Annotated in this window: 18 protein-coding genes; 6 read left to right on the top strand and 12 right to left on the bottom strand. The window is 70.4% G+C overall.

Annotation, left to right across the window (positions count from 1 at the left end):
- Positions 1-62 precede the first annotated feature (62 nt).
- From G6048_RS34545 to G6048_RS34525, 5 genes are all read right to left on the bottom strand, one after another.
- Positions 63-1,661, bottom strand: coding sequence for a benzoate-CoA ligase family protein (locus G6048_RS34545; RefSeq protein ID WP_165343539.1), 1,599 nt, complete (start codon positions 1,659-1,661; stop codon positions 63-65).
- 10 nt (positions 1,662-1,671) lie between these two features.
- Complete coding sequence (gene boxB / locus G6048_RS34540) at positions 1,672-3,093, bottom strand: benzoyl-CoA 2,3-epoxidase subunit BoxB (protein WP_165343538.1); 1,422 nt, start codon at positions 3,091-3,093, stop codon at positions 1,672-1,674.
- 4 nt (positions 3,094-3,097) lie between these two features.
- Positions 3,098-4,828, bottom strand: a complete 1,731-nt coding sequence (gene boxC / locus G6048_RS34535; protein ID WP_165343537.1) for a 2,3-epoxybenzoyl-CoA dihydrolase — start codon at positions 4,826-4,828, stop codon at positions 3,098-3,100.
- A 241-nt stretch (positions 4,829-5,069) separates the two neighbouring features.
- Positions 5,070-6,533, bottom strand: coding sequence for a benzaldehyde dehydrogenase (locus tag G6048_RS34530; protein ID WP_165343536.1), 1,464 nt, complete (start codon positions 6,531-6,533; stop codon positions 5,070-5,072).
- 37 nt (positions 6,534-6,570) lie between these two features.
- Positions 6,571-8,091, bottom strand: a complete 1,521-nt coding sequence (locus G6048_RS34525; RefSeq protein WP_165343535.1) for a GMC family oxidoreductase — start codon at positions 8,089-8,091, stop codon at positions 6,571-6,573.
- Positions 8,092-8,259: 168 nt separating this feature from the next.
- Here G6048_RS34525 and G6048_RS34520 point away from each other — a divergent pair, with 168 nt between their 5' ends.
- Positions 8,260-9,240: an AraC-like ligand-binding domain-containing protein gene (locus G6048_RS34520; protein WP_165343534.1), complete on the top strand. Its 981-nt coding sequence runs from the start codon at positions 8,260-8,262 to the stop codon at positions 9,238-9,240.
- On the opposite strand, the gene G6048_RS34515 is transcribed toward G6048_RS34520, so the two are convergent.
- Both G6048_RS34515 and G6048_RS34510 read right to left on the bottom strand, forming a co-directional pair.
- A complete protein-coding gene (locus G6048_RS34515) occupies positions 9,207-9,860 on the bottom strand; it encodes a hypothetical protein (RefSeq protein WP_165343533.1) in 654 nt (217 codons plus the stop codon). The genes G6048_RS34520 and G6048_RS34515 overlap by 34 nt on opposite strands.
- Before the next feature lie 13 nt (positions 9,861-9,873).
- Positions 9,874-11,379 (bottom strand): alpha/beta hydrolase, encoded by a 1,506-nt coding sequence (locus tag G6048_RS34510; RefSeq protein WP_165343532.1) that lies wholly within the window; start codon positions 11,377-11,379, stop codon positions 9,874-9,876.
- 265 nt (positions 11,380-11,644) lie between these two features.
- Between G6048_RS34510 and G6048_RS34505 the strand changes: the two genes are divergently transcribed.
- Together G6048_RS34505 and G6048_RS34500 are read left to right on the top strand one after the other, a co-directional pair.
- Positions 11,645-12,829 carry a sensor histidine kinase gene (locus G6048_RS34505; protein ID WP_165343531.1) on the top strand — a complete coding sequence of 395 codons (1,185 nt, stop codon included), beginning with the start codon at positions 11,645-11,647 and terminating at the stop codon, positions 12,827-12,829.
- Positions 12,830-13,507 carry a response regulator gene (locus G6048_RS34500; protein ID WP_165343530.1) on the top strand — a complete coding sequence of 226 codons (678 nt, stop codon included), beginning with the start codon at positions 12,830-12,832 and terminating at the stop codon, positions 13,505-13,507. It abuts the gene before it with no gap.
- Between the two features lie 67 nt (positions 13,508-13,574).
- Here the strand turns inward: G6048_RS34500 and G6048_RS34495 are convergent, their stop codons facing one another.
- Entirely contained in the window at positions 13,575-15,989 is a 2,415-nt protein-coding gene (locus G6048_RS34495; RefSeq protein WP_165343529.1) for an ABC transporter permease, read from the bottom strand.
- Positions 15,986-16,678, bottom strand: a complete 693-nt coding sequence (locus G6048_RS34490) for an ABC transporter ATP-binding protein (protein ID WP_165343528.1) — start codon at positions 16,676-16,678, stop codon at positions 15,986-15,988. The genes G6048_RS34495 and G6048_RS34490 overlap by 4 nt, the downstream gene beginning before the upstream one ends.
- 237 nt (positions 16,679-16,915) lie before the next feature.
- Here G6048_RS34490 and G6048_RS34485 point away from each other — a divergent pair, with 237 nt between their 5' ends.
- Positions 16,916-18,217 (top strand): sensor histidine kinase, encoded by a 1,302-nt coding sequence (locus tag G6048_RS34485; protein WP_165343527.1) that lies wholly within the window; start codon positions 16,916-16,918, stop codon positions 18,215-18,217.
- The gene (locus G6048_RS34480; RefSeq protein ID WP_165343526.1) at positions 18,202-18,900 is read left to right on the top strand and encodes a response regulator; all 699 of its coding nucleotides are present in this window, start codon (positions 18,202-18,204) and stop codon (positions 18,898-18,900) included. The genes G6048_RS34485 and G6048_RS34480 overlap by 16 nt, the downstream gene beginning before the upstream one ends.
- 8 nt (positions 18,901-18,908) lie before the next feature.
- On the opposite strand, the gene G6048_RS34475 is transcribed toward G6048_RS34480, so the two are convergent.
- A complete protein-coding gene (locus G6048_RS34475) occupies positions 18,909-19,703 on the bottom strand; it encodes an SDR family NAD(P)-dependent oxidoreductase (RefSeq protein ID WP_165343525.1) in 795 nt (264 codons plus the stop codon).
- Between the two features lie 17 nt (positions 19,704-19,720).
- A complete protein-coding gene (locus tag G6048_RS34470; protein ID WP_165343524.1) occupies positions 19,721-20,929 on the bottom strand; it encodes an acetyl-CoA acetyltransferase in 1,209 nt (402 codons plus the stop codon).
- A gap of 284 nt (positions 20,930-21,213) precedes the next feature.
- Between G6048_RS34470 and G6048_RS34465 the strand changes: the two genes are divergently transcribed.
- The gene (locus G6048_RS34465; RefSeq protein ID WP_165343523.1) at positions 21,214-22,422 is read left to right on the top strand and encodes an RNA-guided endonuclease InsQ/TnpB family protein; all 1,209 of its coding nucleotides are present in this window, start codon (positions 21,214-21,216) and stop codon (positions 22,420-22,422) included.
- Between the two features lie 57 nt (positions 22,423-22,479).
- Here G6048_RS34465 and G6048_RS34460 read toward each other — a convergent pair.
- Positions 22,480-22,895 (bottom strand): Zn-ribbon domain-containing OB-fold protein (locus tag G6048_RS34460; protein ID WP_206342471.1); only part of this gene is annotated, 416 nt, incomplete at its 5' end.

Genomic DNA, 22,895 nt, shown 5'->3' with positions numbered 1-22,895 from the left:
GGGCCAGCTCGACCGGTAACTGCCGCGCCTGCTCCGGCAGGGGCGAAGACTCCTTGGGGGACTCAGCCTGAACTCGCGGACGACGACGGCGACTCCGCCCACGACCCGTCGCGCACCATGGCCCGCAACACATTCCGGCGGATCTTCCCCGTGGGCGTCCGGGGCAGCTCGGGCAGCCCGACGACACCGCGCGGGCGCTTGAAGGCCGCCAGGCCCTCCCGGCACCAGGCGACGAGGGCGTCCGGGTCGACCTCGCGCCCGGGCCTGGGCACCACGCAGGCGACCGGTTTGTCCAGGCCGTCCGCGTCCGGTACGCCGACCACGGCGACCTCGGCCACGTCCGGATGGGCGAGGAGTCGCTCCTCCACCTCGGCGGGTGCGACCCAGATGCCGCCCGCCTTGAGCAGGTCGTTGGTGCGGCCCATGCAGGTGTAGGTGCCGTCGGCGTTGCGGATGTAGGTGTCGCCGGTGCGGACCCAGTCGCCGAGGAAGACCTGACGCGTGGTCTCGGCCCGGCACCAGTAGCCGGTGGCCGCGGACTCCCCGCGCACGTGGAGCTCGCCCGGTGTGCCATCGTCCTCCACCACGTGGCCCTCGATGTCGCGCAGCTCCACCTTGTACCCGGGGACGGGTTCGCCGGAGGAGCCCGGGTGGACCCGGCCCGAACGGTTGGAGATGAAGATGTGCAGCATCTCGGTGGATCCGATGCCGTCGAGCACCTCCACACCGAACTGTTGCAGCATCCCCTCGTACATCCGCGCGGGCAGCGCTTCTCCGGCCGAGACCCCGATCCGTACCGTCGCGAAGGCGTCGTCCGGGATGTCGGCGCTCGCGAGCAGCGGCCCGAAGAAGCTGGGGGTGCCGAACAGGACCGTGGCCCGGTCGCCGGCCGCCCGCTTCGCGAACAGCGCGGGAGACGGCCTGGAAGGTTCCAGCAGCGCTGTGGCGCCCGCCGCCAGCGGGAAGAACAGCGAGTTGCCGATGCCGTACGCGAAGAAGAGCTTCGCGACGGACAGGCAGCGGTCCTCCGGGCCGATGCCCAGCACCCGCTGCCCGTAGTTCTCCGATACGAACTTGATGTCGACGTGGCGGTGCATGGCCGCCTTGGGCGTGCCCGTGGTGCCCGATGTGTACAGCCACAGGGCGGGCGAGTCCGGCCAGGTCGGATACGGCCCGTCGTCCGTACCGGTGCCGGCGTCCAGCAGCTGCTGCCAGGTGCGGCCCTGGACGTGGCCGGGCAGTCCTGTGCTGTCTTCTCCGGTCAGGACGGTGTGCTCGACCTCCGGCGCCTGCTGGAGCGCCGCGCGTACGACCGGCGCGAACTCGGCGGAGCCCAGCACCACCCGGCAGCGCGCGTCGGCCACCAGCTTGCCCAGTTCCGGACCGGTGAGCATGGTCGACGCGGGGACGGCCACGGCGCCGATGTGGAAGGCGGCGAGGATGCCGGTGAAGAGCTCGATGTCGTCCACCATGCACAGCAGGACGCGCTCTTCCGGGCGTACGCCGAGGGCCCGTAGCCCGGCCGCCACGCGGCGGACCTCCGCCGACAACTGCTCGTAGGTCAGCGTGCGTGTGGGAGTGACGAGCGCCGTGCGGGCGCCGTTGCCCTCCCGCACGTGCCGGTCGACCAGGTAGTCCGCCGTGTTGAACGCCTCAGGCATCCGGCTCACCTCACACCAGTCGGACGTACTCGTAGTCGAACGGCTGGCCGTTGATGCCGTTGACCGGCGGCGCGACCCAGCTCGCGATCCTGCCGCGGTCGTACACGGGCTGCATCAGCGACCGTACGAACGCCAGGTCCTCGGCGGTGGGCAGCCAGTGGTGGCGGCTCGCCTCCCAGGTCTGCTCGTCGACGATCGTGCCGTCGGGGGTGACGTGGTAGCCGGAGGCGAGGCCGACGTTCCGGTTGAAGCCGGGGTGCGGCAGCTTCAGCCGGAAGGCGATCCCGTGCTCCTCCAGGATCCGGTTCCAGCGCTTGAGGCCGTTCTCGCAATCGGAGATGTACTCGTCGCGCAGGTCCAGGTTGAGGGCGAGCAGCACGGGGACCTCGTCCTGCGACCAGGTGCCGTCCGCCAGCGGCTTGTCCAGGAAGGCGCTGTGGTCGGTGAGCCGGTGGTCGTCCTTGCGGCGCTCCTCCTGCCAGCGGCCCTTGAGCCCGGCGGTGTAGTAGTTCGCCGCGTTGGTGGAGGTCTCGCTGCCGAAGAGGTCCAGGGAGACCGTGTAGTGGAAATTGATGTACTTCTGGATGATGTCCAGTGGGATGCCGCCGCAGGCGGCGATGTCCAACGTGTCGTGCTCGCGGGCCAGTTGGGCGCTGCGGGTCACCACGCGGTCGACGCCGGTGGTGCCGACCATCATGTGGTGCGCCTCCTCCTTCAGCATGAAGGTGCAGGTCCGCGACAGCGGGTCGAAGGCGCTCTCCTTGAGCGAGCCGAGTTGGTACTTGCCGTCCCGGTCGGTGAAGTACGTGAACATGAAGAAGGCCAGCCAGTCGGCGGTCTCCTCGTTGAACGCGCCCAGGATGCGCGGCGAGTCGGGGCTGCCGGAGTTGCGGTGGAGCAGCGCCTCGGCCTCCTCGCGGCCCTCCCGGCCGAAGTAGGCGTGCAGCAGGTAGACCATCGCCCACAGGTGCCGGCCCTCCTCCACGTTGACCTGGAAGAGGTTGCGCAGGTCGTACAGGCTCGGGGCGGTCAGGCCGAGGAGGCGCTGCTGCTCGACGGAGGCCGGCTCGGTGTCGCCCTGGATGACGATCAGCCGTTGCAGGTCGGCGCGGTACTCGCCGGGCACCTGCTGCCAGACAGGCTGCCCCTTGTGCTCGCCGAAGGCGACGCGGCGGTCGGGGTCGCGCTCGGCGAGGAAGATGCCCCAGCGGTAGTCGGGCACGTTGACGTGGTCGAAGTGGGCCCAGCCGTCGCGGCCGACCGACACGGCGGTGCGCAGGTAGACGCCTCGGTTCTCCAGCTCCGGGCCCATCTCGCCCCACCAGTTGAGGAACTTGGGCTGCCAGCCCTCCAGCGCCCGCTGCAGACGGCGGTCGTCGGCGAGAGCGACGTTGTTGGGGATCTTGGAGTCGTAGTCGATCTTCGTGGGCATCGGGTCACACTCGCTTCCGGTCGTAGACCGCTTTCTGGCCGGTGCCGTAGCGGCGCAGCGCGCCCTCGGGGCCGGCGGCGTTGGGGCGTATGAAGATCCAGTTCTGCCAGGCGGTGAGCCGTCCGAAGATCTTGGTCTCCATGGTCTCCGGGCCGACGAACCGGTGGTTGGCCTCCATGCCGGTCAGGGCGTCCGGGCTCAGCGCCGCCCGGCTCTCCAGGACGATGCGGATCTCGTCCTCCCAGTCGATGTCGTCGGGCGCGTCGGTGACGAGGCCGAGTTCGCGGGCCTGGGCGGGGCTCAGCGGCTGCCCGGCCTCACGGCGCAGCCACTCGAGGTGGTCGTCCTCCTGGTAGAAGCGGGACTGGAGGCGGGACAGGCCGTTGCCCATGGGGAAGGTGCCGAAGTTCGCCTCGGAGAGAGCGAGTTGGGCGCGCTCGTCGCTGTCCGGGTCCTCGATGGGCGGGCCGTCCAGCATGTACTGCAGATCGCAGGCCAGGGCCAGCTCCAGCAGCAGACCCGCGAAGCAGCTGCCCGGCTCGATGAGCGCGATGAGGCTGCGGCTGGTGACGTCGAGCCGCTTCAGGGTGCGCTTGTAGTAGTGCACGATCTCGTTGCTGAGCCAGTCGCCCTCGGCGGCGGCGCCCAACACCGCCTGCTCATGGGCCAGTACGAGCGCGGAATCGCCCTCCGTGCGGAGCACCCAGGTGCCCAGCTCGGTCTCGTTCGCCCGCAGCCGCAGGATCAGGTCGTCGAGCTCGCGGGTGACGGCCAGCAGCCACCCGTCGGCTCCCTCGTCGTGGATCGCGGCGGCGTCGGCGGGGGCGTCCTCGACGGGGCCCCGTACGGTGATGCGGACCAGGCCGAGCGGCCGGTCGTACTCGGCGCGCACGTACGGGTACGTGATGCCGTCCTCGGTGACGTCCCGCTCCAGCGGTGTCAGTTCGACACCCTCGGCGTCCGTCGGCCGGGTGCTGTGCTCGGCCGCTTCCACGGCGCGCTGTTCGACGACCGTACGGAAGTCCCGGCGCGGGACGACCTCGTCGACCAGCCGCCAGTCCACCGCCGTCTTGCCTCGTACGCCGTCGCTGCGGGTGGCGAAGAGATCGGCCAGATCCTTGCGTACGCGGCGCTTGTCGGTGACCCGGGTCAGCCCGCCGGTCCCGGGCAGCACGCCCAGGAGCGGGACCTCGGGCAGGGCCACCGACGAGGAGTTGTCGTCGATCAGCAGGATCTTGTCGCAGGCCAGCGCGAGTTCGTAACCGCCGCCCGCGCAGGAGCCGTTGACCGCTGCGATGAAGGTCAGCCCGGAGTGCTCCGAGGCGTCCTCCATGCTGTTGCGGGTCTCGTTGGTGAACTTGCAGAAGTTCACCTTCCAGTGGTGCGGGGAGGCCGCGAGCATCCGGATGTTCGCCCCGGCGCAGAAGACCTTCTCCTTCGCGCTGGTCACCACCACCGACCGCACCTCGGGGTGCTCGAACCGCAGCCGCTGCAGTGCGTCGTACAGCTCGATGTCCACGCCCAGGTCATAGGAGTTGAGCTTCAGCTCGTATCCCGGGACCAGGCCGCCCTGCTCGTCGACGTCCATCTCCAGCCACGCGACCGGCCCGTCGATGCGCAGCTTCCAGTGCCGGTACCTGTCCGGGCTCCGGTCGAAGGTCACCACCACCGTGCCCGTGGACTCCGGCGCTCCGTTCGCGGCATCGACCACGTCCGGCTTGCTTGCCACCACCATGACGAGCGCCTCCTCGCGCTAGCGCAGGTACCGATAGAGGAATCTTCTACAGAAATACCGCAGTGCGTCAAGGTTCTGTAGAACGTGGGATTGGACGGGTTCCCCGCTCCGGCCCTGCCTCTGGCGTCGTGCGTGTGCCGGGCGGTGAGAACCGCCCGGCACACGCACGACCGCACACTGGCCAGACGCCGAAGTACGTACGTTCGGCAGCGGCTCCCCGGAGGGCTAGCTCCCCGGAGGGCTAGAACGGGAAGGCGTGCGCCTGCTCGCGGAAGGTGACCCACTGCCACTGGGTGAACTCGTCCCAGCTGCTCTGGGAGCCGAACCGGCTGCCGTTGCCGGAGGCGCCCGTACCGCCGAAGGGTGCGTACGCGTCGTTGTTCAGGGTCTGGTCGTTGATGTGGACGATGCCGGTCCGCAGCCGTCGCGCCAACTCGCGGCCACGCTCCGGGGATCCCGTCTGCACCGCGGCGACCAGCCCGTACTCGGTGTTGTTGGCGACCGCGACCGCCTCGGCCTCGTCGCGCACGACGACGACCGGCGCCACGGGTCCGAAGATCTCCTCGCGGAACGCGGGCATCGATGTGGTCACGCCGGCCAGCACGGTGGGCTGGTAGAACAGCCCGTCGTACGAGCCGCCGGCCCTGACCTCGGCCCCCGCACCGACGGTCTCCTCCACGATCCGGTGCACGTTGTCCCGCTGCCGCTCGTTGATCAGCGGCCCGAGGGCCACCTGCCCCGTGAACGGATCGCCCACCGGAAGTCCCTGCGCCCGCTTGGCCAGCCGGTCGAGGTATTCGTCGGCGACGGATTCGAGCACGATGTGCCGGCCCGCGGTCATACAGACCTGGCCCTGGTGCAGGAACGCGCCCCAGGCCCCCGCCGAACTGGCGATCTCCAGGTCGGCGTCGTCGAGCACGATCAGGGCGTTGTTGCCGCCGAGTTCGAGCGAGACCCGCTTCAGCGTGCGCCCGGCGGTGGCGCCGACCTCACGGCCGACCGCCGTCGAGCCGGTGAAGGCGATCATGGCGACGTTCGGGTCCTCGACCAGCGCCGCGCCGGGTCCGGCGCCCCCGGGCAGCACATGCAGCAACCCGTCGGGCAGACCGGCGGCCTCGAAGAGCCGCGCGACCAGCGTGCCTCCTGACACCGCCGTCTGTACGTCCGGCTTCAGGACGACCGCGTTGCCCAGCGCCAGTGCCGGCGCGACGGCCCGGACGGAGAGGATGAACGGGAAGTTCCACGGACTGATCACACCGACCACGCCGAGCGGCACCCGGCGGGCGACGCTCTCCCGGCCGGGCTCACTGGCCGGCAGCAGGTGTCCCCAGGGCTGGGTGGGCAGCGCCGCCGCCTCCCACAACTCCCCCAGCACCAGGTCGACTTCGAACGCCGCCTTGCCCGGCACCGCTCCGCCCTCGCGGACGAGCCAGCGCTCGAACTCCGCACGGTTGTCGGCTAGGACGGCGGCGGCCTTGCGGATCACGGCGGCGCGGGACGGGCCGGTCTGCGCGGCCCATTCGGCCTGTGCCTGGGCGGCTCGGGCGGTCGCGGCCGCCACGTCGTCGGCATCGGCGAGGCCGACCTGGGCCAGGACGGAACCCGTCGCCGGTTCGGTGCTGTCCAGCACACCGCCGTGGGCGGTGGTCCAGCCATTGCTGTAGATCTTGCCCTGCCAGGAAACGTCATCGAGCAGTTCGGTCATCGCGGGGTTCTCCTCAGCTTCGCGTGAGCTCGGGTGGTCAGGCGCCGGGCCGGCGGATGAGGTCCGCTGCCTTCTCGCCGATCATGATCGTGGCGGCGTTGGTGTTGACGCAGACGAGCCTCGGCATGACCGAGGCGTCGGCCACCCGCAGGCCGTCCAGGCCGTGCACCCGCAGATCGGGCGCCACGACGGCCTCCGGCCCGACGCCCATCGCGCAGGTGCCGACCGGGTGGTAGTAGGTCCCGGTGCCCCGGGCGATGAACTCCCGCAGACCGGCCTCGTCCGTGACGTCGGGTCCGGGAAGCACCTCGCGGGCACGCCAGGGAGCGAACGCTTCGGAGGCGGCGATCTCCCGGGCGACCTCGATGCCGTGCAGCAGCCTGCGCACATCGGACTCCGCGCCCAGGTAGTTCGGATCGATCAGCGGCGGCGTCTGCGGATCGGGCCCCGCGATCCGGATCGAGCCGCGTGCCTCGGGCACCGTGGCGACGCCGAAGGTGAAGCTGTTCTCCGGGGCCTGAAGGGTCGGTGGGTGGAATGGCAGGTGGATGAACATCAGCTGCATGTCCGGGCCCGCGAGGGCCTGGTCGCTGCGCCACAGCATCGACACCTCGGCATGGTTGGCGAGCCCTGGCGGGATGGGCCGGCTCGCCTCGTACACGATCCCGCACAGCGGATGGTCGTGCAGGTTGCGGCCGACACCGGGCAGATCGTGCACGACCGCGACACCCGCCTGCTCCAACTCGTCGGCCGCGCCCACACCGGAGAGAAGCAGCAGCCGAGGCGTGTCGATCGTGCCCGCGCTGACCACCACCTCCGCGTCCGCGTACGCGGTGACGACCTCGCCGCGGCGTTCGTACGCGACACCGGTGCAGCGTGTGCCGTCGAACAGCAGCCTGTGGGCACGAGACTCCGTCGCGACCGTGAGATTCGGACGGCTGTCACGGACCGGGTGCAGATAGGCCGCCGCGGTGCTCTGGCGATGCCCCTCCGTGATCGACAGGTCATGCCAGCCGGCACCCTCCTGCACCGCTCCGTTGAAGTCGTCCGTCAGCGGATGACCGGTCGCCGCCGCCGCGTCGAGGAAGACCTGCGACAGCGGATTCGGCTGCGCCGACGGAGCCGGACGCATCGGGCCGTCCCCACCCCGGTACTGCGGATCCTGGCCGCTGACAGTCTCCATGCGACGGAAGTAGGGCAGCACGGAGGCGTAGTCCCAGCCGTCGCAGCCCGCCTTGGCCCACGCGTCGAAGTCCGCGCCGTGCCCCCGCAGGTACACCATTGCGTTGATGCTGCTCGACCCGCCGAGCGTGCGCCCCCGAGGCCAGTTGTGGACCACCCCGCCGGTGCCGGGCTGGGGAACGGTGTCGTAGGAGTAGTCGATCTCCGTGCCCCACAGCGCGGGCCACGCGGGTGGCACGGCAATCTCGGGCGCGTCGTCGGAAGGACCGGATTCGAGCAGGAGAACGCGGGTGTCGTGATCTTCCGACAGCCTCGCGGCCAGAACGCAGCCGGCCGACCCGGCACCGATCACCACGTAGTCGTAACGAGCAGCCATGGCCACCACAGCCCACCACCTCTGGTTCGGCGGTCCGCGCCGGCCCCATCGCCCGCACGGTGAAAAACCTGCTACAGATTCTTGTCAGTCACGTTGCAGAGTTGTTGACTGATTCCGCCTCGGCCTTTGTCGCGCAAGGCCAAGTCTGGTGGGAGGGCACACACAGTGATGTCGTCGACCGCAGGGACGGAACAGTCAGGCTCTCTCCCGGCCGAACTCTGGCGAGAGCAGTTGGGCGGTGCTTTCGGCCGGCTCGTCCCCGAGGCCATCGGAGCGCGGGCCGCCCATGGGCGGATGGCCGGCACGCAGCTCGGGACGATCGCTGCCTACCGGGTGAGCGGCACCCCGCAGATCGTGCGGCGCACCCCCAGGGCCGTACGGCAGACACCGATCGACCTGCTCAAGATCTGCGTACAGCTGAGCGGGTACGCCACCGTGTGCCAGGACGATCGCGAGATCGCGATCGCGCCCGGGCAGATGGCGATCTACGACACCGGCAGGCCGTACCACCTGCGCCTGGAGCGGCAGTGGTCGTGCGCGGTCATGGCCTTTCCCCGGGGCTCGTTGAGCCTGCCCGAGCGCATGGTCGTCACGTCGATGAGCCATGCCTATCCACTCGCGGACGGACCTGGCGCGGTGCTGGCCGGCTTCGTATCGTCCGCGGTTTCGCAGCGAGATTCGATCCCCCGGACATCCGCCGACCGGCTCGGCGAAGCGGGGCTGCATCTGGTGGCGGCGGCATTGAGCGACGCCGCCCCCTGTGGCAACGATGGCGCAGCGGACGCCTTGCGGCTGCAGATCCTGACCTACATCAGAGCGCACCTCGCCGAACCCGATCTGACCCATGCGCGGGTCGCCGCCGTGCACCACATGAGCGCGCGCACACTGCACCGACTGTTCGAGCACGAGCAATGCACTGTCACCGACTACATACGTTCTCGCCGCCTCGAAGCGGCGATGCGTGACCTGGCCGACCCGCTGCTCGCCCATCGCAGCATCGCGGCGATCGCCGCCCACTGGTGCTTCGTCGGCCAGGCGCACTTCACCCGCGCCTTCCACGCCAAGTACGGCGTGAACCCCTCGGCTGCCCGTCGCGGCGCCCCAGCTACTCGGCGTCAGCCCGCCCCGCCGTCGAGCAGCCAGTTGTAGCGCAGCCGCAGCGCCCGCTCCGTGCTGGCCGCCACAGTGACGAGCCCGATCACGGCGTTGCCCCAGGCCGGCAGATCGATGGGCGAGGTGAAGGTCCCGACGTACTGGGCGATCCCCTCCGGCGCCCGGGTGACCTGTTCGGCGAGCTGAAGGATCAGGATGACCAGGCCGGTGACGAGCACGATCCGCGAGAGGAAACCGATCCCGCGGCTCAGTGCGGGGTGCGATCGGTCGAGGTGTGCGCGGCGCCCCTCGGCGGAGGCGGGGTCCGGGACGAGTTGGTGCTCGGCCCCCTCGGCGGTGACGTAGTGGCAGCGCTTGAGCCCGAAGGCACTCGCCCTCACCTCGACGGTGCCGCCCTGGACGGTGAAGACGGCGGGGACTTTGGACTCGGCGTGGTGCCTGCCCTCGAGGTACAGGTGGGCCTTGACGTAGCCCTCCGACTGATTCTGATGCTTGACGTCGACGGTGTAGAGCGTCTGCCGGCCGTCGTCGTGCGTCAGCCGGAGATGGAACAGTGCGCGGGTCAGCATCTGCCACCAGCGGAAACGCTTCAACGGTCGCCCGTCCCCGGGCTTGACCCGCTGCACGGCCCGACGATGCCGCCACTCCTTGAGCATGCTTCCGCTCCCGTTACTTGCTGGGCTCGGCCGCGCAGGCGAGGTCCTGCGACGGGCGCTGCCCGGTGGTCAGGAATGTCGTCACCGCGTCGTTCGCGCACGTGTTGGAGCCGAACGGATAGACACCGTGCCCGCCCTGGTCGGCCGTCACCATCGTGGCCCGCTTCCCGAGCGCCTTCCGCAGCTTCTTGGCGTCGGCCAGCGGCGTCCCCGGGTCGCGCTCGTTCTGCACGATGAGCACGTTCGACGGGCCCCGGTCACCGATCTTCACCGGCTTCTCGATCGGCTCCGGCCAGAACGCGCACGGTCCGATGTTCGCCGCGGACCCGCCCATCATCGGGTACTTCTCCCGGTCGACCGCGACCATTCGCTGGTACTCCTCGACCGTCTCCGGCCAGCGCGAATCGCCGCAGATCACATTGAAACGGGCGGACATGAGGTTCTCCAGGTTCTCTATCGCCGGCGGGGTGTTGGGCGGCAGCGGCTGATCCTTGTCGAGCGCCTGCCACATCTCGGCCACCGAGGTCATGCCCGCATCGGTGTAGAGGAGGTCGAAGGTGAACCCGCGGAACAGCGTCGCGTCGATGCCCCGGACCGGCTTCTCCTCCAACCGCTTCGCGAGCTCGAAGAACTTCGCGGTCACCTGCTCCGGTGTGGTGCCCAGACCGTACTCGGGGCGTTCTGCCGCGAACGCCGCGAAGTCCGGGAACCGGTCCTCGAATCCACGGGCGAGCGACCGCATGGCCGTGACGTCGTAGCCGCCGGGGCCCAGGTTGCTGTCGAGCACGATCCGGTCGCTGCGCTCCGGGAAGAGCGTCGTGTACACCGAACCGAGATAGGTGCCGTAGGACCCACCGAGGTACGAGACCTTCGGCTCGCCCAGTGCCTCCCGGATGCGGTTCATGTCGCGCGCGGCGTTCGCGGTGGTGGTATGCGGCAGCATCGAAGCCGTCTTCGAGGTGGCGCACTGCTTGGCGATGGTCCGCGCGTTCTTCGCCTGCCGCGTGACATCGGCCGCGGTGTGCGCGTACGGCGGCAAGTTGCCGCGGCTCTGCTGTTCCTCCGTCAGGTCGCAGGTCACCGGCGTGCTGCGGCCGGTGCCGCGCGGGTCGAAGCCGATCAGGTCGTAGGAGTCCTGCACCTTCTGCGGCAGCTTTGTGGCGGCCAGAGCGGCCGGGTAGCCGAGTCCTGAGATGCCGGGGCCGCCCGGGTTGGTCAGCAGCACGCCGCGGCGCTTCGAGGGCTTCTCGCTCGCCAGGCGGGAGATCGCGATCTCGATCTGCCGGCCGTCGGGCTTGCGGTAGTCCAGCGGAACTTCGAGTGTCGAGCACTCGAGACGGGGTGGGGCGGCCTTACCGGGTGAGCCGGCCTTCTCCGAGCACGGGCCCCACCGCGGGGTGTCCGGCGTCGCCACCGTGTCCGGCGTCGCCACCGAAACTCCCGGAGTCACGGTCAGCGCCGCCGCGGTCGCCGTCACCACGGTGACGGCGAGGGCGATGGACAAGGTCTTTTTGTGCATCTGGTGTCCTCCTGAGGGGCGCGTACGGGGCGCCGGAGTGGGCGGGCTCGGGACGGGCCCGCCGCCGACCGGACTTGCCGAAGTCCCGTGCGGTACAGGGCCCTTGTCTCGGCAACGAGTCTGTCCGCGCGGGCACAGCCGCCACATCGGCCCGGCGGCTCGAACCGTCTTCGACCGCGGGCGAGGCGGTGCTTCGACTCTGGTCTAGGGCCGCATCAGCCCTCGGTCTGACTCACCGGCCGCACGGTGTCGCGACAATGGCCAGGTGAATACAGACGTCGCGCCACGGCTCGGGTGGTGGCAGCAGACCTGGCGGCTGGTGGCGGCCGCGGCAGTGGGCATCCCCCTCTGGCTCTCCATCGGTGTGCTGCTGCGGGAGCAGACGGGAGAAACGGGCCCGTGGTTCGTCATCGGTGATCCGCTGGTGGCTCTCGGCTGCCTGACGGCGCTCGTGTGGCGGCGGCGGTTCCCGCTCGCCGTCGCCCTGACGGTCGCGATCGCCTCGACCGCGTCGGCGCTCGCCTCCAGCGCCGCGTTTCTGGCGCTGGTCTCGATCTCCACTCGTCGCCGTCCGGTGGAGATCGGGGCCGTCGGGCTGGTCTTCGTGACCGCGTCACAGTTCGCCGGCGGGTTCTACCCGGTACGGAGCTCGTCCGCCTCCTTATGGCTCCAGATCACGTTCCCGATACTGATCGCGGGCATCGCCGTGGCCGTAGGCATGGCAATCGGCGCGCGCCGTGTCGAAGTGCGGTCCTTGCGCGACCGGGCGGAGAGCGCGGAACGGGAACAGACCGCACGAGCGGCACAGGCGCGAGCCTTGGAACGCAACCGGATCGCCCGCGAAATGCACGACGTACTCGCGCACCGGATCTCCCTGGTCGCCATGCAGGCCGGAGTGCTGGACCACCGCAGCGGCGGCCTCACAGCCGAGGAGAACCGCGTACTGGTCCGCGGCATCGCCGACGGCTCCCACCAAGCCCTGGAAGAACTACGGGATGTCCTCGGCGTTCTCCGCGCCGACCCGGGCCACCCGGAGCCACCCCAACCCGACTTCGCCCGAATCCCCGACCTGGTGGCCGAGGCCCACACCTCCGGCCTGGACGTCACGCTCACCACCACCGTGACGGGAACACCGTCCGACGCCGTAGGACGAACCTGCTACCGGATCGTCCAGGAGGGACTGACCAACGCCGCCAAACACGCCCCAGGCGCACACGTACACATCACCCTCGAAGGAGCAGCCGGCAGCGAACTCAACCTCAGCGTCCTCAACTCCCCCGCCACCACAGCAATCACACAACCACCGGCATCAGGATTCGGCCTGCTCGGCCTCACCGAACGCATCACCCTCGCCGGCGGAAAGCTCAACCACCACCCCACCCCCGACAACGGCTACCTCCTCACCGCGCAACTACCCTGGCCGCACCCCACCCACGAAACGAGAACCTGAGTGGATACCGATCAGGAACCGGTGCGTGTCGTCATCGTCGACGACGAACAACTGGTGCGCATGGCGCTGCGGCTCGTCATCGACGGCGAACCGGACCTGACCGTCGTCGCGGAAGCGGCCGACGGTGACGCCGCGCTCACCGTGGTGGACGAACAGCGGCCGGACGTCGTCCTGATGGACGTACGCATGCCCGGCCGCGACGGTCTCAGCACCACCCGGGAACTCCTCACCCGGCCCGCGCCGCCGCGGGTACTCATGCTGACCACCTTCGACTCCGACGACCTGGTACTCGGCTCCCTGCGCGCCGGAGCACTCGGCTTCGTCCTCAAAGACACCCAACCCCCGCAGATCCTCGACGCGGTACGAACCGTCGCGAACGGCAACCCCGTCCTGTCCCCAGCGGCCACGGCACGGGTGATCGCCGCAGCCACCGGCCCCCAGTCCGCTCACGCCCGCAGCTCATCCCGCGAAGCAGCACGGACACAGCTGTCCACACTGACCGAACGAGAACTGGAAACCGCCCGGGCCATCGCGGACGGACTGGGCAACCCGGAGATCGCCCAGCGACTGAACATCAGCGTCGCGACGGTCAAGGCACACACCGGCAACCTGTTCGCCAAGCTGGCGGTCGAGAACCGGGTGCAGATCGCACTCCTGGTCCGCGACGCGGAGGAATGACCAGCCTGGCGCAGAACGCCGACGCTGCTCCGAGAGTTCTGTCGCACCGGGCTTCGGCAAGTGGGCGTTACTCCGTGCGCAATGCCGTAGCCGTACGGGTCCTGGCCGCCCAGCCCGCCGGGATCAACGCGCCGAGCAGCGCGATGGCGACCCCGGCCAGGCCCAACAGCACCAGGTGCGGGGGCTCGTACACCTCGAGGACCGACGGCGGCAGTTCGGTGCCCGCGGCGCGCCCCATCACGGGCAGCACAAAGCCATGCAGTGCGAACCCGGCCGGCACACCGATGAGACCGCCGAGTACGCCGATCCCGGCCACCGAGGCGAGTACGAGGCTGACCGTCTGCCGCGGCGACATGCCGAGCGCCTTGCAGACGCCCAGGTCATGGACGCGTTCCCGGGTGTCGAGGACGACGGAGTTGAGCACGCCGAGGCCGGCCACGGAGACCAGCATGAGGGTGAGCAGTGCGGCCATCGCGTTCAGGATGAGGACGAAGTTGTCCTGTTCCGAGGAGGAGTTGGCGCTTGCGTCGCCGCCAAGGGGCTGGACCGCCGCGGCCAGATCCCGGGCGTAATCGGTGGCGGAGACGCCGGACTTCACCTCGACGAGGAACACTCCGGGTGCGGCATTCGGGAAGTCGGCCAGGTCCGCGTGGATTTCCAGCTCGCCGTCCGAGGTGTCGAAGGCCTCCCCGACGATGCGCAGCGTCTGGGTGCGCTGCTGGTGGGTCACCCGTATGGTGTCGCCGATCTCGGTGCCGGTCTTCTCCAGGAAGCGCGAGGGCACGACGACCTGACCCCGACCGGTGATCCAGTGGCCGGAGATCATCTCGTAGGCGCCGGAGCGGGAGTCGCCCTCGTAGAGGCTGGCCTGGGCGATGCCGGAGACTCCCCCGACGGTGACGTCCTGCTGGGTTTTGCCGTAGTACGAGGCGGTGCCGGACTGCGCCTCGATGGCGGCACGCACGCGTGCCGGGTCGGCGGCGGCCGGGAGCTCGGCCATCCCGGGCCCGGGGTCTGGAGGGAGCTCGGCCGTGCCCGGCGCGGGGGCGGGTGGTCCGCCGCGCGTGACGTCCGGTCCGGCGCCGGTGAAGACGCTGACCGCCGCTCTGTTCTCGGGATCCTGGGCCGCACCGACCGCGTTCAGGGACGAGGTCAGGCCCACGGCGAAGGTCGCCGCGACCGTGCCGAAGGCCACCGCGAGGAGCATCGCGGCCGTGCGGACCGGGTGGGCGAAGGGCGCGGCGAGTCCGTAGGTCACCGCGCGGGGCAGCGGCAGTCGGCCCGCCGCCCGGTGCGCCCACTGTCCGCGCCCGGTGCGCGGCGCACGGCCGACGGCGATGGCCTCGACGGTACGCAGCCGTCCGGCCCGCAGTGCGGGGACGAGTGCCGCGATCCCCACGACGAGCAACGCGGCGACCAGTACGACGACGTCCACCCACCATGCCACCGACAGGGAGGCGGTGCCGTACGCCTGCTCGGTGCCGTCCAGCAGCGGTACGGCCAGCAGGTTGCCCAGCACGACGCCGAGGCCGATGCCGACGCCGGCCGGAATCAACGCCTGGGCGACATAGGCGCGGACGACCTCGCGCGGGGTGAAGCCGATGGCCTTGAGGATGCCGATCCTGCGCAGGCCGGTGCCGACCGCGCCGCTGACCACACTGCCGACGATGATCACCGACATCGCGATGCCGAGCACGCCGAAGGCGATCAGGAAGGGGATGGTGGGCGCCGCGCCCGCGTCGGCGGCGCGCTTGGTGTCCAGGTAGGACTGGGTGCCGAGGAGCGCCCCTTTCGGTACGGCGGCGGCGAGCTGCTTGCGGGCGGCGGCGATGTGGCCGCCGGTGTCCGCGGAGTCGAAGCGGTAGAGCATCTGATGGGTGACCGGGGTGTCCTTCGCGGCAAGTGCCGTGACCTGGGCGGGAGTTGCCCAGGCATCGGCGGACCGGCCGGCCGAGACGGCGATGCCGACGACCGTCAGGGTCGGGGCGTCGGAGGCGTCCGAGGTCTTCAGCTCGGTACCGAGTTCGAGGGCGGGGCCGGCGACCTGCGAGGTGAGCACGATCTCGCCCGGTTTCGTCGCCCACTGGCCGGAGGACAGCTCCAGGTCGTCCACGTCGGCGTGCGGGGTGGAGCGCCCGGCCAGGGTGATGGGCCGCAGGTGGCCGCCGCCCGCGTCCACCGGGCGGAGCGTCGCGACCGGGTACGGTCCCGCGGTCGCGGTGACGCCGTCCAGCCGGCCGGTGGCCGTCAGCTGTGCCGTGGTCGCCTTCGCCGGGTCGTACTCCGCGGTGATGTGCGGCCCGTTCTGCCGGGCGAAGGCCTTGTCGAAGGGTGCGTCCGCGGCGACCATCAGCGATCCGGCGACCACGGCCGAGGCCACGGCCATCATCACGGCCACGGCGATCACCACGGTTTGCACCCTGCGCCGGCCCACCCCGGAGCGTACGACCCGGCCGAGCGCGCCGGTGCCGAAGCGGCTCATCGGACGGCCTCCGCATGCGTGTTGAGGGCGAGGTGACCGTCGACCAGATGGATCGTGCGGCTCGCGCACGCCTGAGCCAGCGCGAGGTCGTGTGTGACCAGCACGATGGTCTGCCCGCCGCGGTGCAGATCCACCAGCAGGTCCCGTACGTCCTGGCCCGAGGCGGTGTCGAGCGCGCCGGTCGGCTCGTCGGCGAGCAGCAGCGCGGGCCGGTTGACCAGCGCGCGGGCGACCGCGACCCGCTGGCGTTCGCCTCCGGACAGCCGGCCCGGATAGGTGCGGGCGTGCTTCTGGATGCCCAGCACCTCCATGAGCTCACCCGCGCGGGCCGCGGCCGTGCGCCGCGCGGTCCCGGTCAGTTGGGCGGGGAGCTGGATGTTGTCGGCGACGGTGAGGTCGTCGAGGAGATTGAAGAACTGGAAGACCATGCCGATCCGCTCGCGGCGGAACCGGGCCAGGGCGTGCTCGCTCAGCTGGTCGATGCGCCGCCCGGCCACGGTCACGGTGCCTTCGGTCGGCTTGTCCAGGCCGGCGACGAGGTTCAGCAGGGTGGACTTGCCGCTGCCGGAAGGGCCCGTCACGGCAAGGGCCTCGCCCTGGGCGATGCTGAGGTCGAGCGGTCCGAGCGCGGGCGCGCCGGCGCTGTCGTAGCGCTTGGCCACGCCCTCCAGTTCGATCACGTGAGTCATGGAGTGGTCCGTCCTTACGGTCGAGAGGGCCGGGAGAGCCGAGCGGGCTCATGCCTTGGCCGGTCCCGCGAAGGTAGGGGCGTGCGCTCTGGTGGCGCGTCGGCCACGGCACCGACATCCGACCGTTCCCGCGGAGGATCCGGCGGCGGGGTCATCCCTGCGAAGTACGCCTGCGGGACGGCGTTTTGGCCGTGCAGGCGGACGCGGGCCCGGGCGGAAGGGCCGCACAATATGCCGATGGAGACGGAGGACCGGCGCGGATGGCGTCAGCAGCTGCGCGACGCGCTACGACCGGAGGCGAAGCCCGCGCCGTTGTCGCGGCGTGCGGTGCGTGCCGATGTGGTGCTGGCCATCGTGCTGACCGTCGTCGCGCTGGTGTGGGTCGCGCGGTATCCCGACAGCGGACCGGTCCAGATCGACCGGGACGCTCCGTTCCGGCCCCCGCCGCCTCCAACGCCTCCGGGCGCCCTGGTGCCGGAGGAAGAGACCTCGTCACTGACAGGGCTCTGGCCGCTCGTCGTACTGTCGGCGCTGCCGCTGGCGGCCCGCCGCCGGTATCCGCTGGCGGCGTTCGCCGTGGTGATGGCCGCGACGCTGGCCATGGTCGACGACGCCTCCTGGATCAGCGTGTTGACCTGCGTCATCGGCGCGATCAGTGCCGTCGTCCACAGCCGTTACCGGATGTGGGCCATGGCCGCACTGGTCATCGCCGCCGTGCTGGCGGGCCTCGCGTTCCGGGACACGGAGCCCGTCCTTCCGGGCTGGTCGAGCCCTGCGGTCGTGCTGCTCATCGCCGGGGTGCTGGCCGGCCTCGTACGGATCTGGAAGCGCCAACTGGCGGCGAGCAGGGACCGGTACGCGCGGCTCCAGGAGGCCCAGGAAGAGGCCACGCGCCGGGCCGTCGAGGAGGAACGCGCCCGCATAGCCGCCGAGTTGCACGACGTCGTGACCCACAATGTGAGCGTGATGGTCATCCAGGCGGGCGCGGCGCGCAAGGTGATGGACGCGGCGCCGGAGCGGTCGAAGGAAGCACTGCTGGCGGTCGAGGCCGGAGGCCGGGCCGCCATGGCCGAACTCCGCCATGTGATGGGCCTGTTGGCCGGTCCTGACACCGGCCGCCCCGACACCCCCGCCGACGGCCTGGAGCCGCAGCCCGGCCTCGGGCAGCTCGACGCCCTCACCGAACGGGTCCGCGCCGTCGGGACACCGGTCGGCGTCGCGGTGTCGCTGCCCCCGGACCCGCTGCCGCCCGGGGTGGACCTCGCGGCGTATCGCGTCGTACAGGAGGCACTGACCAACACGATCAAACACGCACCCGGCGCCGAGGCCTCCGTCATGATCGGCTACACCGACGACAGTCTGGAGATCGAGGTCACCGACACCGGCGACGCCCACGACTCACCGCCGGCGGACGGCAACGGCCGCGGCCTGATCGGGCTGCGCGAACGGCTGGCGGTCTACGGCGGCGAACTCACGGCCGGGCCGACCCTCGCCGGCGGATACCGGATCAAGGCCCGAGTCCCGTGGCGGATCGCGTGAACCGGCCGCCGCTGCGCGCGGTCATCGCCGACGACCAGGCCCTGGTGCGTACGGGATTCGGGATGATCCTCGCCGCTGACGGCATCGAGGTGACGGCCGAGGCGGCCGACGGAGCGGAGGCGGTCGCCGCCGTCCGGCGCACCCGGCCCGATGTCGTCCTCATGGACATCCGGATGCCGCGGACGGACGGCATCGAGGCCACCCGGCGCATCCTCGGCGGCGAAGGACCGCAGGAGACACGGGTCATCATCCTCACCACGTACGACCTCGACCACTACGTCTACGCCGCGCTCACCGCCGGCGCCAGCGGCTTCCTGCTCAAGGACGTCACACCCGAGCACCTGGTGGCCGCCGTACGCCTCGTGCAGTCCGGCGACGCCCTGCTCGCGCCCACGATCACCCGCCGTCTGATCGAGCGCTTCGCCCACCGCGAAGAGGCCCGGCCCGCCGGCCTCCACCGAGACCTGTCCGGACTGACCCCGCGTGAGCTCGAGGTGCTCCGCCTGCTCGCGACGGGCCTCAGCAACGCCGAACTCGCGGACCGGCTGCACCTCAGCCCGACCACGGTCAAGACACACATCGGCCGCATCCTGTCGAAGCTGGACCTCCGCGACCGCGTCCAGGCCGTCGTACTCGCCTACGAAACCGGACTGATCTCCCCCGGAGGCCCGACCACGACCTGACGCAGGGGTCACGTGTCCCGCAGGTCCGCCACATACGGCTGATGGGCCAGCAGCCCGCCGTCCACGCACAACGTCTGCCCGGTGATGAACGCCGCCTCGTCCGAGGCCAAGAACACCACCGCCGCGGCGATGTCCTCCGGCCGGCCGAGGCGCGGCGTGAGGTGGTGACGCAGCATGGTCTGCTTGATCGGCTCGTACGCCTCCCCGGTCTTGGCCTCGGTCACGATGAACCCGGGAGAGACGGCGTTGCAGCGCACGCCCTGCTTGCCGTACTGCGTGGCGACGTACTGCGTCAGATTGATCAGCGCGGCCTTGGAGGCGCCGTACGCGGGATTGCGCAGATCGCCCGAAAGCCCGGAGCCGGACGTGGTGTTGATGACGGAGCCGCCGCCGTGCGCGATCATGTGCGGGACGGCGGCCTGGATCGCGACCATCGTCCCGCGCAGATTGATCCGCATGGTGTCGTCCCAGACGGCCGGATCGGCGTCCGCGACCGGGAGATCCTGACGGGCGGCCAGATGGGTGGCAGCCGCGTTGTTGTGCAGGATGTCGAGTCCGCCGTACGTCGCCACCGCGGCCTCCACCATGGCCCGTACGCTCTCGATGTCGCCGAGGTCCACGAGGACGGCCGTCGCGGATCCACCGGAGGCAGTGATCTCCTCCGCCACCGCCTTCGCGCCGTCGAGGTTCAGATCGGCGACCACCGTGTGCGCGCCCTCGGCCGCCACCCGGCGCGCGGTGGCCGCGCCGATGCCAGAGGCGGCTCCGGTCACTACGGCGATCTTGCCGTCGAGTCGTCCCATGCCACGAACTCCCTTACTCAGTCGGTGAGTTCACTGCCGACAACCGACACGAAGGAGACGCATTCGCCCGGTCCGCCGCCCAGGTTGTGGGTGAGTGCGAGCGAGCGCCCCTCGGCCAGAGTCCGGACCGTACGATCCGGCGGTGCCTCGCCGCGCAGTTGGAGCCAGGCCTCGAACATCATGCGCAGGCCCGAGGCACCGATGGGGTGGCCGAAGGCCTTCAGCCCGCCGTCCGGGTTCACCGGAAGTCCGCCGTCCAGGTCGAACTGCCCGCTGGTGACGTCCTTCCACGCCTGGCCGCGGTCGGAGAATCCCAGGTCCTCCATGAGCACCAGTTCGGTGGGCGTGAAGCAGTCGTGGACCTCGGCGAGCGCGAGTTCCGTACGCGGATCGGTGATGCCCGCCTGCCGGTATGCCTCCTGCGCGGACGCGACGACCTCGGGGAAGGTGGTGAAGTCGTACTCGGGGTCCATGAGTCCGTCGGCGGGACCGGCGACAAAGGACAGCGCCTTCACGAAGACGGGTTTGTCCGTGTACCTGTACGCGTCCTCGGCCCGCACCACGATCGCGGCGGCCGAACCGTCGGAGACCCCCGAACAGTCGAAGACGCCGAGCATGCCCGCCACGATCGGCGCCGACCGGATGCGCTCCAGCGGCACCTCCTTGCGGAACTGGGCGCGGGGGTTACGGGCGCCGTTGATGTGGTTCTTCCAGGCGATACGGGTGATGACGTCCTTCATCTCGTCCTCGGCGAGGCCGTACTTGGCCGCGTAGGCGGGGGCCAGGAGGGAGAAGTTGGCGGGGGCGGTGATCTCGCCCCGGCTGTCGTCACCGGCGCCCGGCATGGTCGTGCCCGAGAGCCCCGACATACCGGAGTCCTTGAGCTTCTCCACGCCGACGGCCATCGCGACGTCGTACGCGCCGGAGGCCACCGCGTAACAGGCGTTGCGCAGCGCCTCCGAGCCGGTGGCGCACATGTTCTCCACGCGCGTGACCGGCTTGTTCGGCAGGTGCAGCGCCCGGCTGAGGGCGAGGCCGGAGACACCGGACGCCTGGGTGCCGAACCAGAACGCGTCGATGTCGTCGAGCGTGATACCGGCCGAGGTCACCGCCTCGCCGACGGCGTCGACCAGCAGATCGTCCGCCGAGCGGGTCCAGTGTTCGCCGAAGGTCGTACAGCCCATGCCGACGATCGCGACACGGTCACGGATTCCGTGCGAGCCCATCAGTTTCCTTTCGAGGGGACCACCGGCTTCAGCCGGTGGGGGAATCGAACCCGCGAGTGCGCCGCGGAGCAGCGCAGCATCCGGACCTGGACTTGAGCCACCGTCAAAAGTGGTAGCGTTTTGGTTGTGGCCAGAGGAGATCGCCGGGAGTCACTAAACCTGCGTGTCCCCCCGGACTTGAAGCGACAGGTCGAGGAATACGCCCACGGGGCGGGTATCTCGATCAACGCTGCCGCGTGCGTCCTCCTCGCCGACGCCCTGCGCCGTGAGCGGAGGCGCCAGAGGTGATCCGCGCGTACAAGTTCCTCCTGCGCCCCACCGTCCGCCAGGCCCAGGCGCTGCGCGAGATGCTGGCCGACCACCGCTCGCTCTACAACGGCGCACTGCAAGAACGCCGCGACGCCTGGCGGCACACCTCGAAGACGAGCATCAAATACGGCGACCAGTCCGCGCAGCTCAAGGAGATCCGCTCCTTCGACCCGGAACGCCAGGGCCGCTGGTCGTTCTCCTCCCAGCAGGCCACCCTGCGCCGCCTGGACAAGGCATTCGCCGCGTTCTTCCGCCGCGTCAGGACCGGCGAGAAGCCCGGCTACCCGCGCTTCAAGAGCGTCGGCCGCTTCGACACCGTCATCTTCCCCAAGGACGGCGACGGCTGCCGCTGGGACTCCACCCCGCACGACCCCGTCGCCCGTGTCCGGCTGCAGGGCGTCGGCCACATCCGCGTGCACCAGCACCGGCCCGTGCAGGGCCGGGTGAAGACGATCACGATCAAGCGGGAGGGGACCCGCTGGTACGTGGTCCTGTCCTGCGACGAGGTCCCCGCCGAGCCGCTGCCGGCCACCGGCCAGGTCGTCGGCATCGACCTGGGCGTCACCCACTTTTTGACCACTTCCACCGGCGAGCACATCGCCAACCCCCGCTTCCTCCAGGAGGCGGCCGAGGAACTCGCCGCAGCGCAACGGCACCTGGCGACGTTCCCCAAACGCACCAAGCGGCGCACCAAGGCGCACCGCGCCGCCGCCCGGAAGGTCGCCAAGATCCACGCAAGGATCCGGCGCCAACGCCTGGACCACGCGCACAAGACCGCGCTCACCCTCGTACGCGACTACGACGTGATCGCGCACGAGCGGCTGAACACCGCGGGCATGACCAAAGCGCCCGCCCCCAAACCTGACCCCGAGCAGCCCGGTGTGTTCCTGCCGAACCAGCGGGCCGCGAAGGCCGGACTCAACCGATCGATTCTCGACGCGGGTTGGGGGGTGTTCCTCGCGATCCTCACCAACAAGGCTGAAAGCGCCGGTCGGACCGTCGTCGCGGTGGACCCCCGCAACACCTCCCGCACCTGCCCGTCCTGCGGGCACACCGCGAAGGAGAACCGCCTCACCCAAGCGAAGTTCCAGTGCACCACATGCGGATTCGCGGCCAATGCGGACCACGTCGGTGCATTGAACGTCCTCAACAGGGCCGGGCTGGCCCTCTGCGACGCTGCTTAGCCAGCGACGCAGGAAACCCGCGCGTTTACGCGTGGGTGGAGTCACCTGCGTACCTCCTCAGTCTTCCTCTGGGCCGGCGCCGAACCGCACGGGACGGGCCTTCCAGAAATAGTTGTGGACCCCGGCGGCGGTGACCGTGCGCCGGAAGGTCATCTCGACGCGGGCGCCGATCACGGCGTCGGCCTCGGTGGCGTCGGTGAGCTGGCAGCGGAACCGGCCTCCGCCGTCGTAGTCGACGACCACGACGAGCATCGGCGGGCTCGGGGTGTGCGCGAGCCGGTCCACCGTGAAGGTGGCCACCGTTCCCTGTACGTGCTCCATCGGCTCGTCGGTCATGGCGTCCACGCTGCGACATGACACGCACACCCGGTCCGGCGGCAGATGCCGCGTCCCGCACTTCTCGCAACGGGAGGCGATGAAGCCGTACTTCCAGCTGTTGCGCCGGTGGGCGGGGGGCGCGTACGGGGGCTCGG

The organism is Streptomyces ureilyticus, from assembly GCF_011045025.1.
Lineage (GTDB): Bacteria > Actinomycetota > Actinomycetes > Streptomycetales > Streptomycetaceae > Streptomyces > Streptomyces ureilyticus.
This window is presented reverse-complemented; position numbering and strand designations above follow the sequence as displayed.

Bases quoted from the DNA above. Each gene is read 5' to 3' on its own strand.
- G6048_RS34545 (WP_165343539.1), bottom strand. From the start codon at position 1,661: ATGCCTGAGGCGTTCAACACGGCGGACTACCTGGTCGACCGGCACGTG.
- boxB (WP_165343538.1), bottom strand. From the start codon at position 3,093: ATGCCCACGAAGATCGACTACGACTCCAAGATCCCCAACAACGTCGCT.
- boxC (WP_165343537.1), bottom strand. From the start codon at position 4,828: ATGGTGGTGGCAAGCAAGCCGGACGTGGTCGATGCCGCGAACGGAGCG.
- G6048_RS34530 (WP_165343536.1), bottom strand. From the start codon at position 6,533: ATGACCGAACTGCTCGATGACGTTTCCTGGCAGGGCAAGATCTACAGC.
- G6048_RS34525 (WP_165343535.1), bottom strand. From the start codon at position 8,091: ATGGCTGCTCGTTACGACTACGTGGTGATCGGTGCCGGGTCGGCCGGC.
- G6048_RS34520 (WP_165343534.1), top strand. From the start codon at position 8,260: ATGTCGTCGACCGCAGGGACGGAACAGTCAGGCTCTCTCCCGGCCGAA.
- G6048_RS34515 (WP_165343533.1), bottom strand. From the start codon at position 9,860: ATGCTCAAGGAGTGGCGGCATCGTCGGGCCGTGCAGCGGGTCAAGCCC.
- G6048_RS34510 (WP_165343532.1), bottom strand. From the start codon at position 11,379: ATGCACAAAAAGACCTTGTCCATCGCCCTCGCCGTCACCGTGGTGACG.
- G6048_RS34495 (WP_165343529.1), bottom strand. From the start codon at position 15,989: ATGAGCCGCTTCGGCACCGGCGCGCTCGGCCGGGTCGTACGCTCCGGG.
- G6048_RS34490 (WP_165343528.1), bottom strand. From the start codon at position 16,678: ATGACTCACGTGATCGAACTGGAGGGCGTGGCCAAGCGCTACGACAGC.
- G6048_RS34485 (WP_165343527.1), top strand. From the start codon at position 16,916: ATGGAGACGGAGGACCGGCGCGGATGGCGTCAGCAGCTGCGCGACGCG.
- G6048_RS34475 (WP_165343525.1), bottom strand. From the start codon at position 19,703: ATGGGACGACTCGACGGCAAGATCGCCGTAGTGACCGGAGCCGCCTCT.
- G6048_RS34470 (WP_165343524.1), bottom strand. From the start codon at position 20,929: ATGGGCTCGCACGGAATCCGTGACCGTGTCGCGATCGTCGGCATGGGC.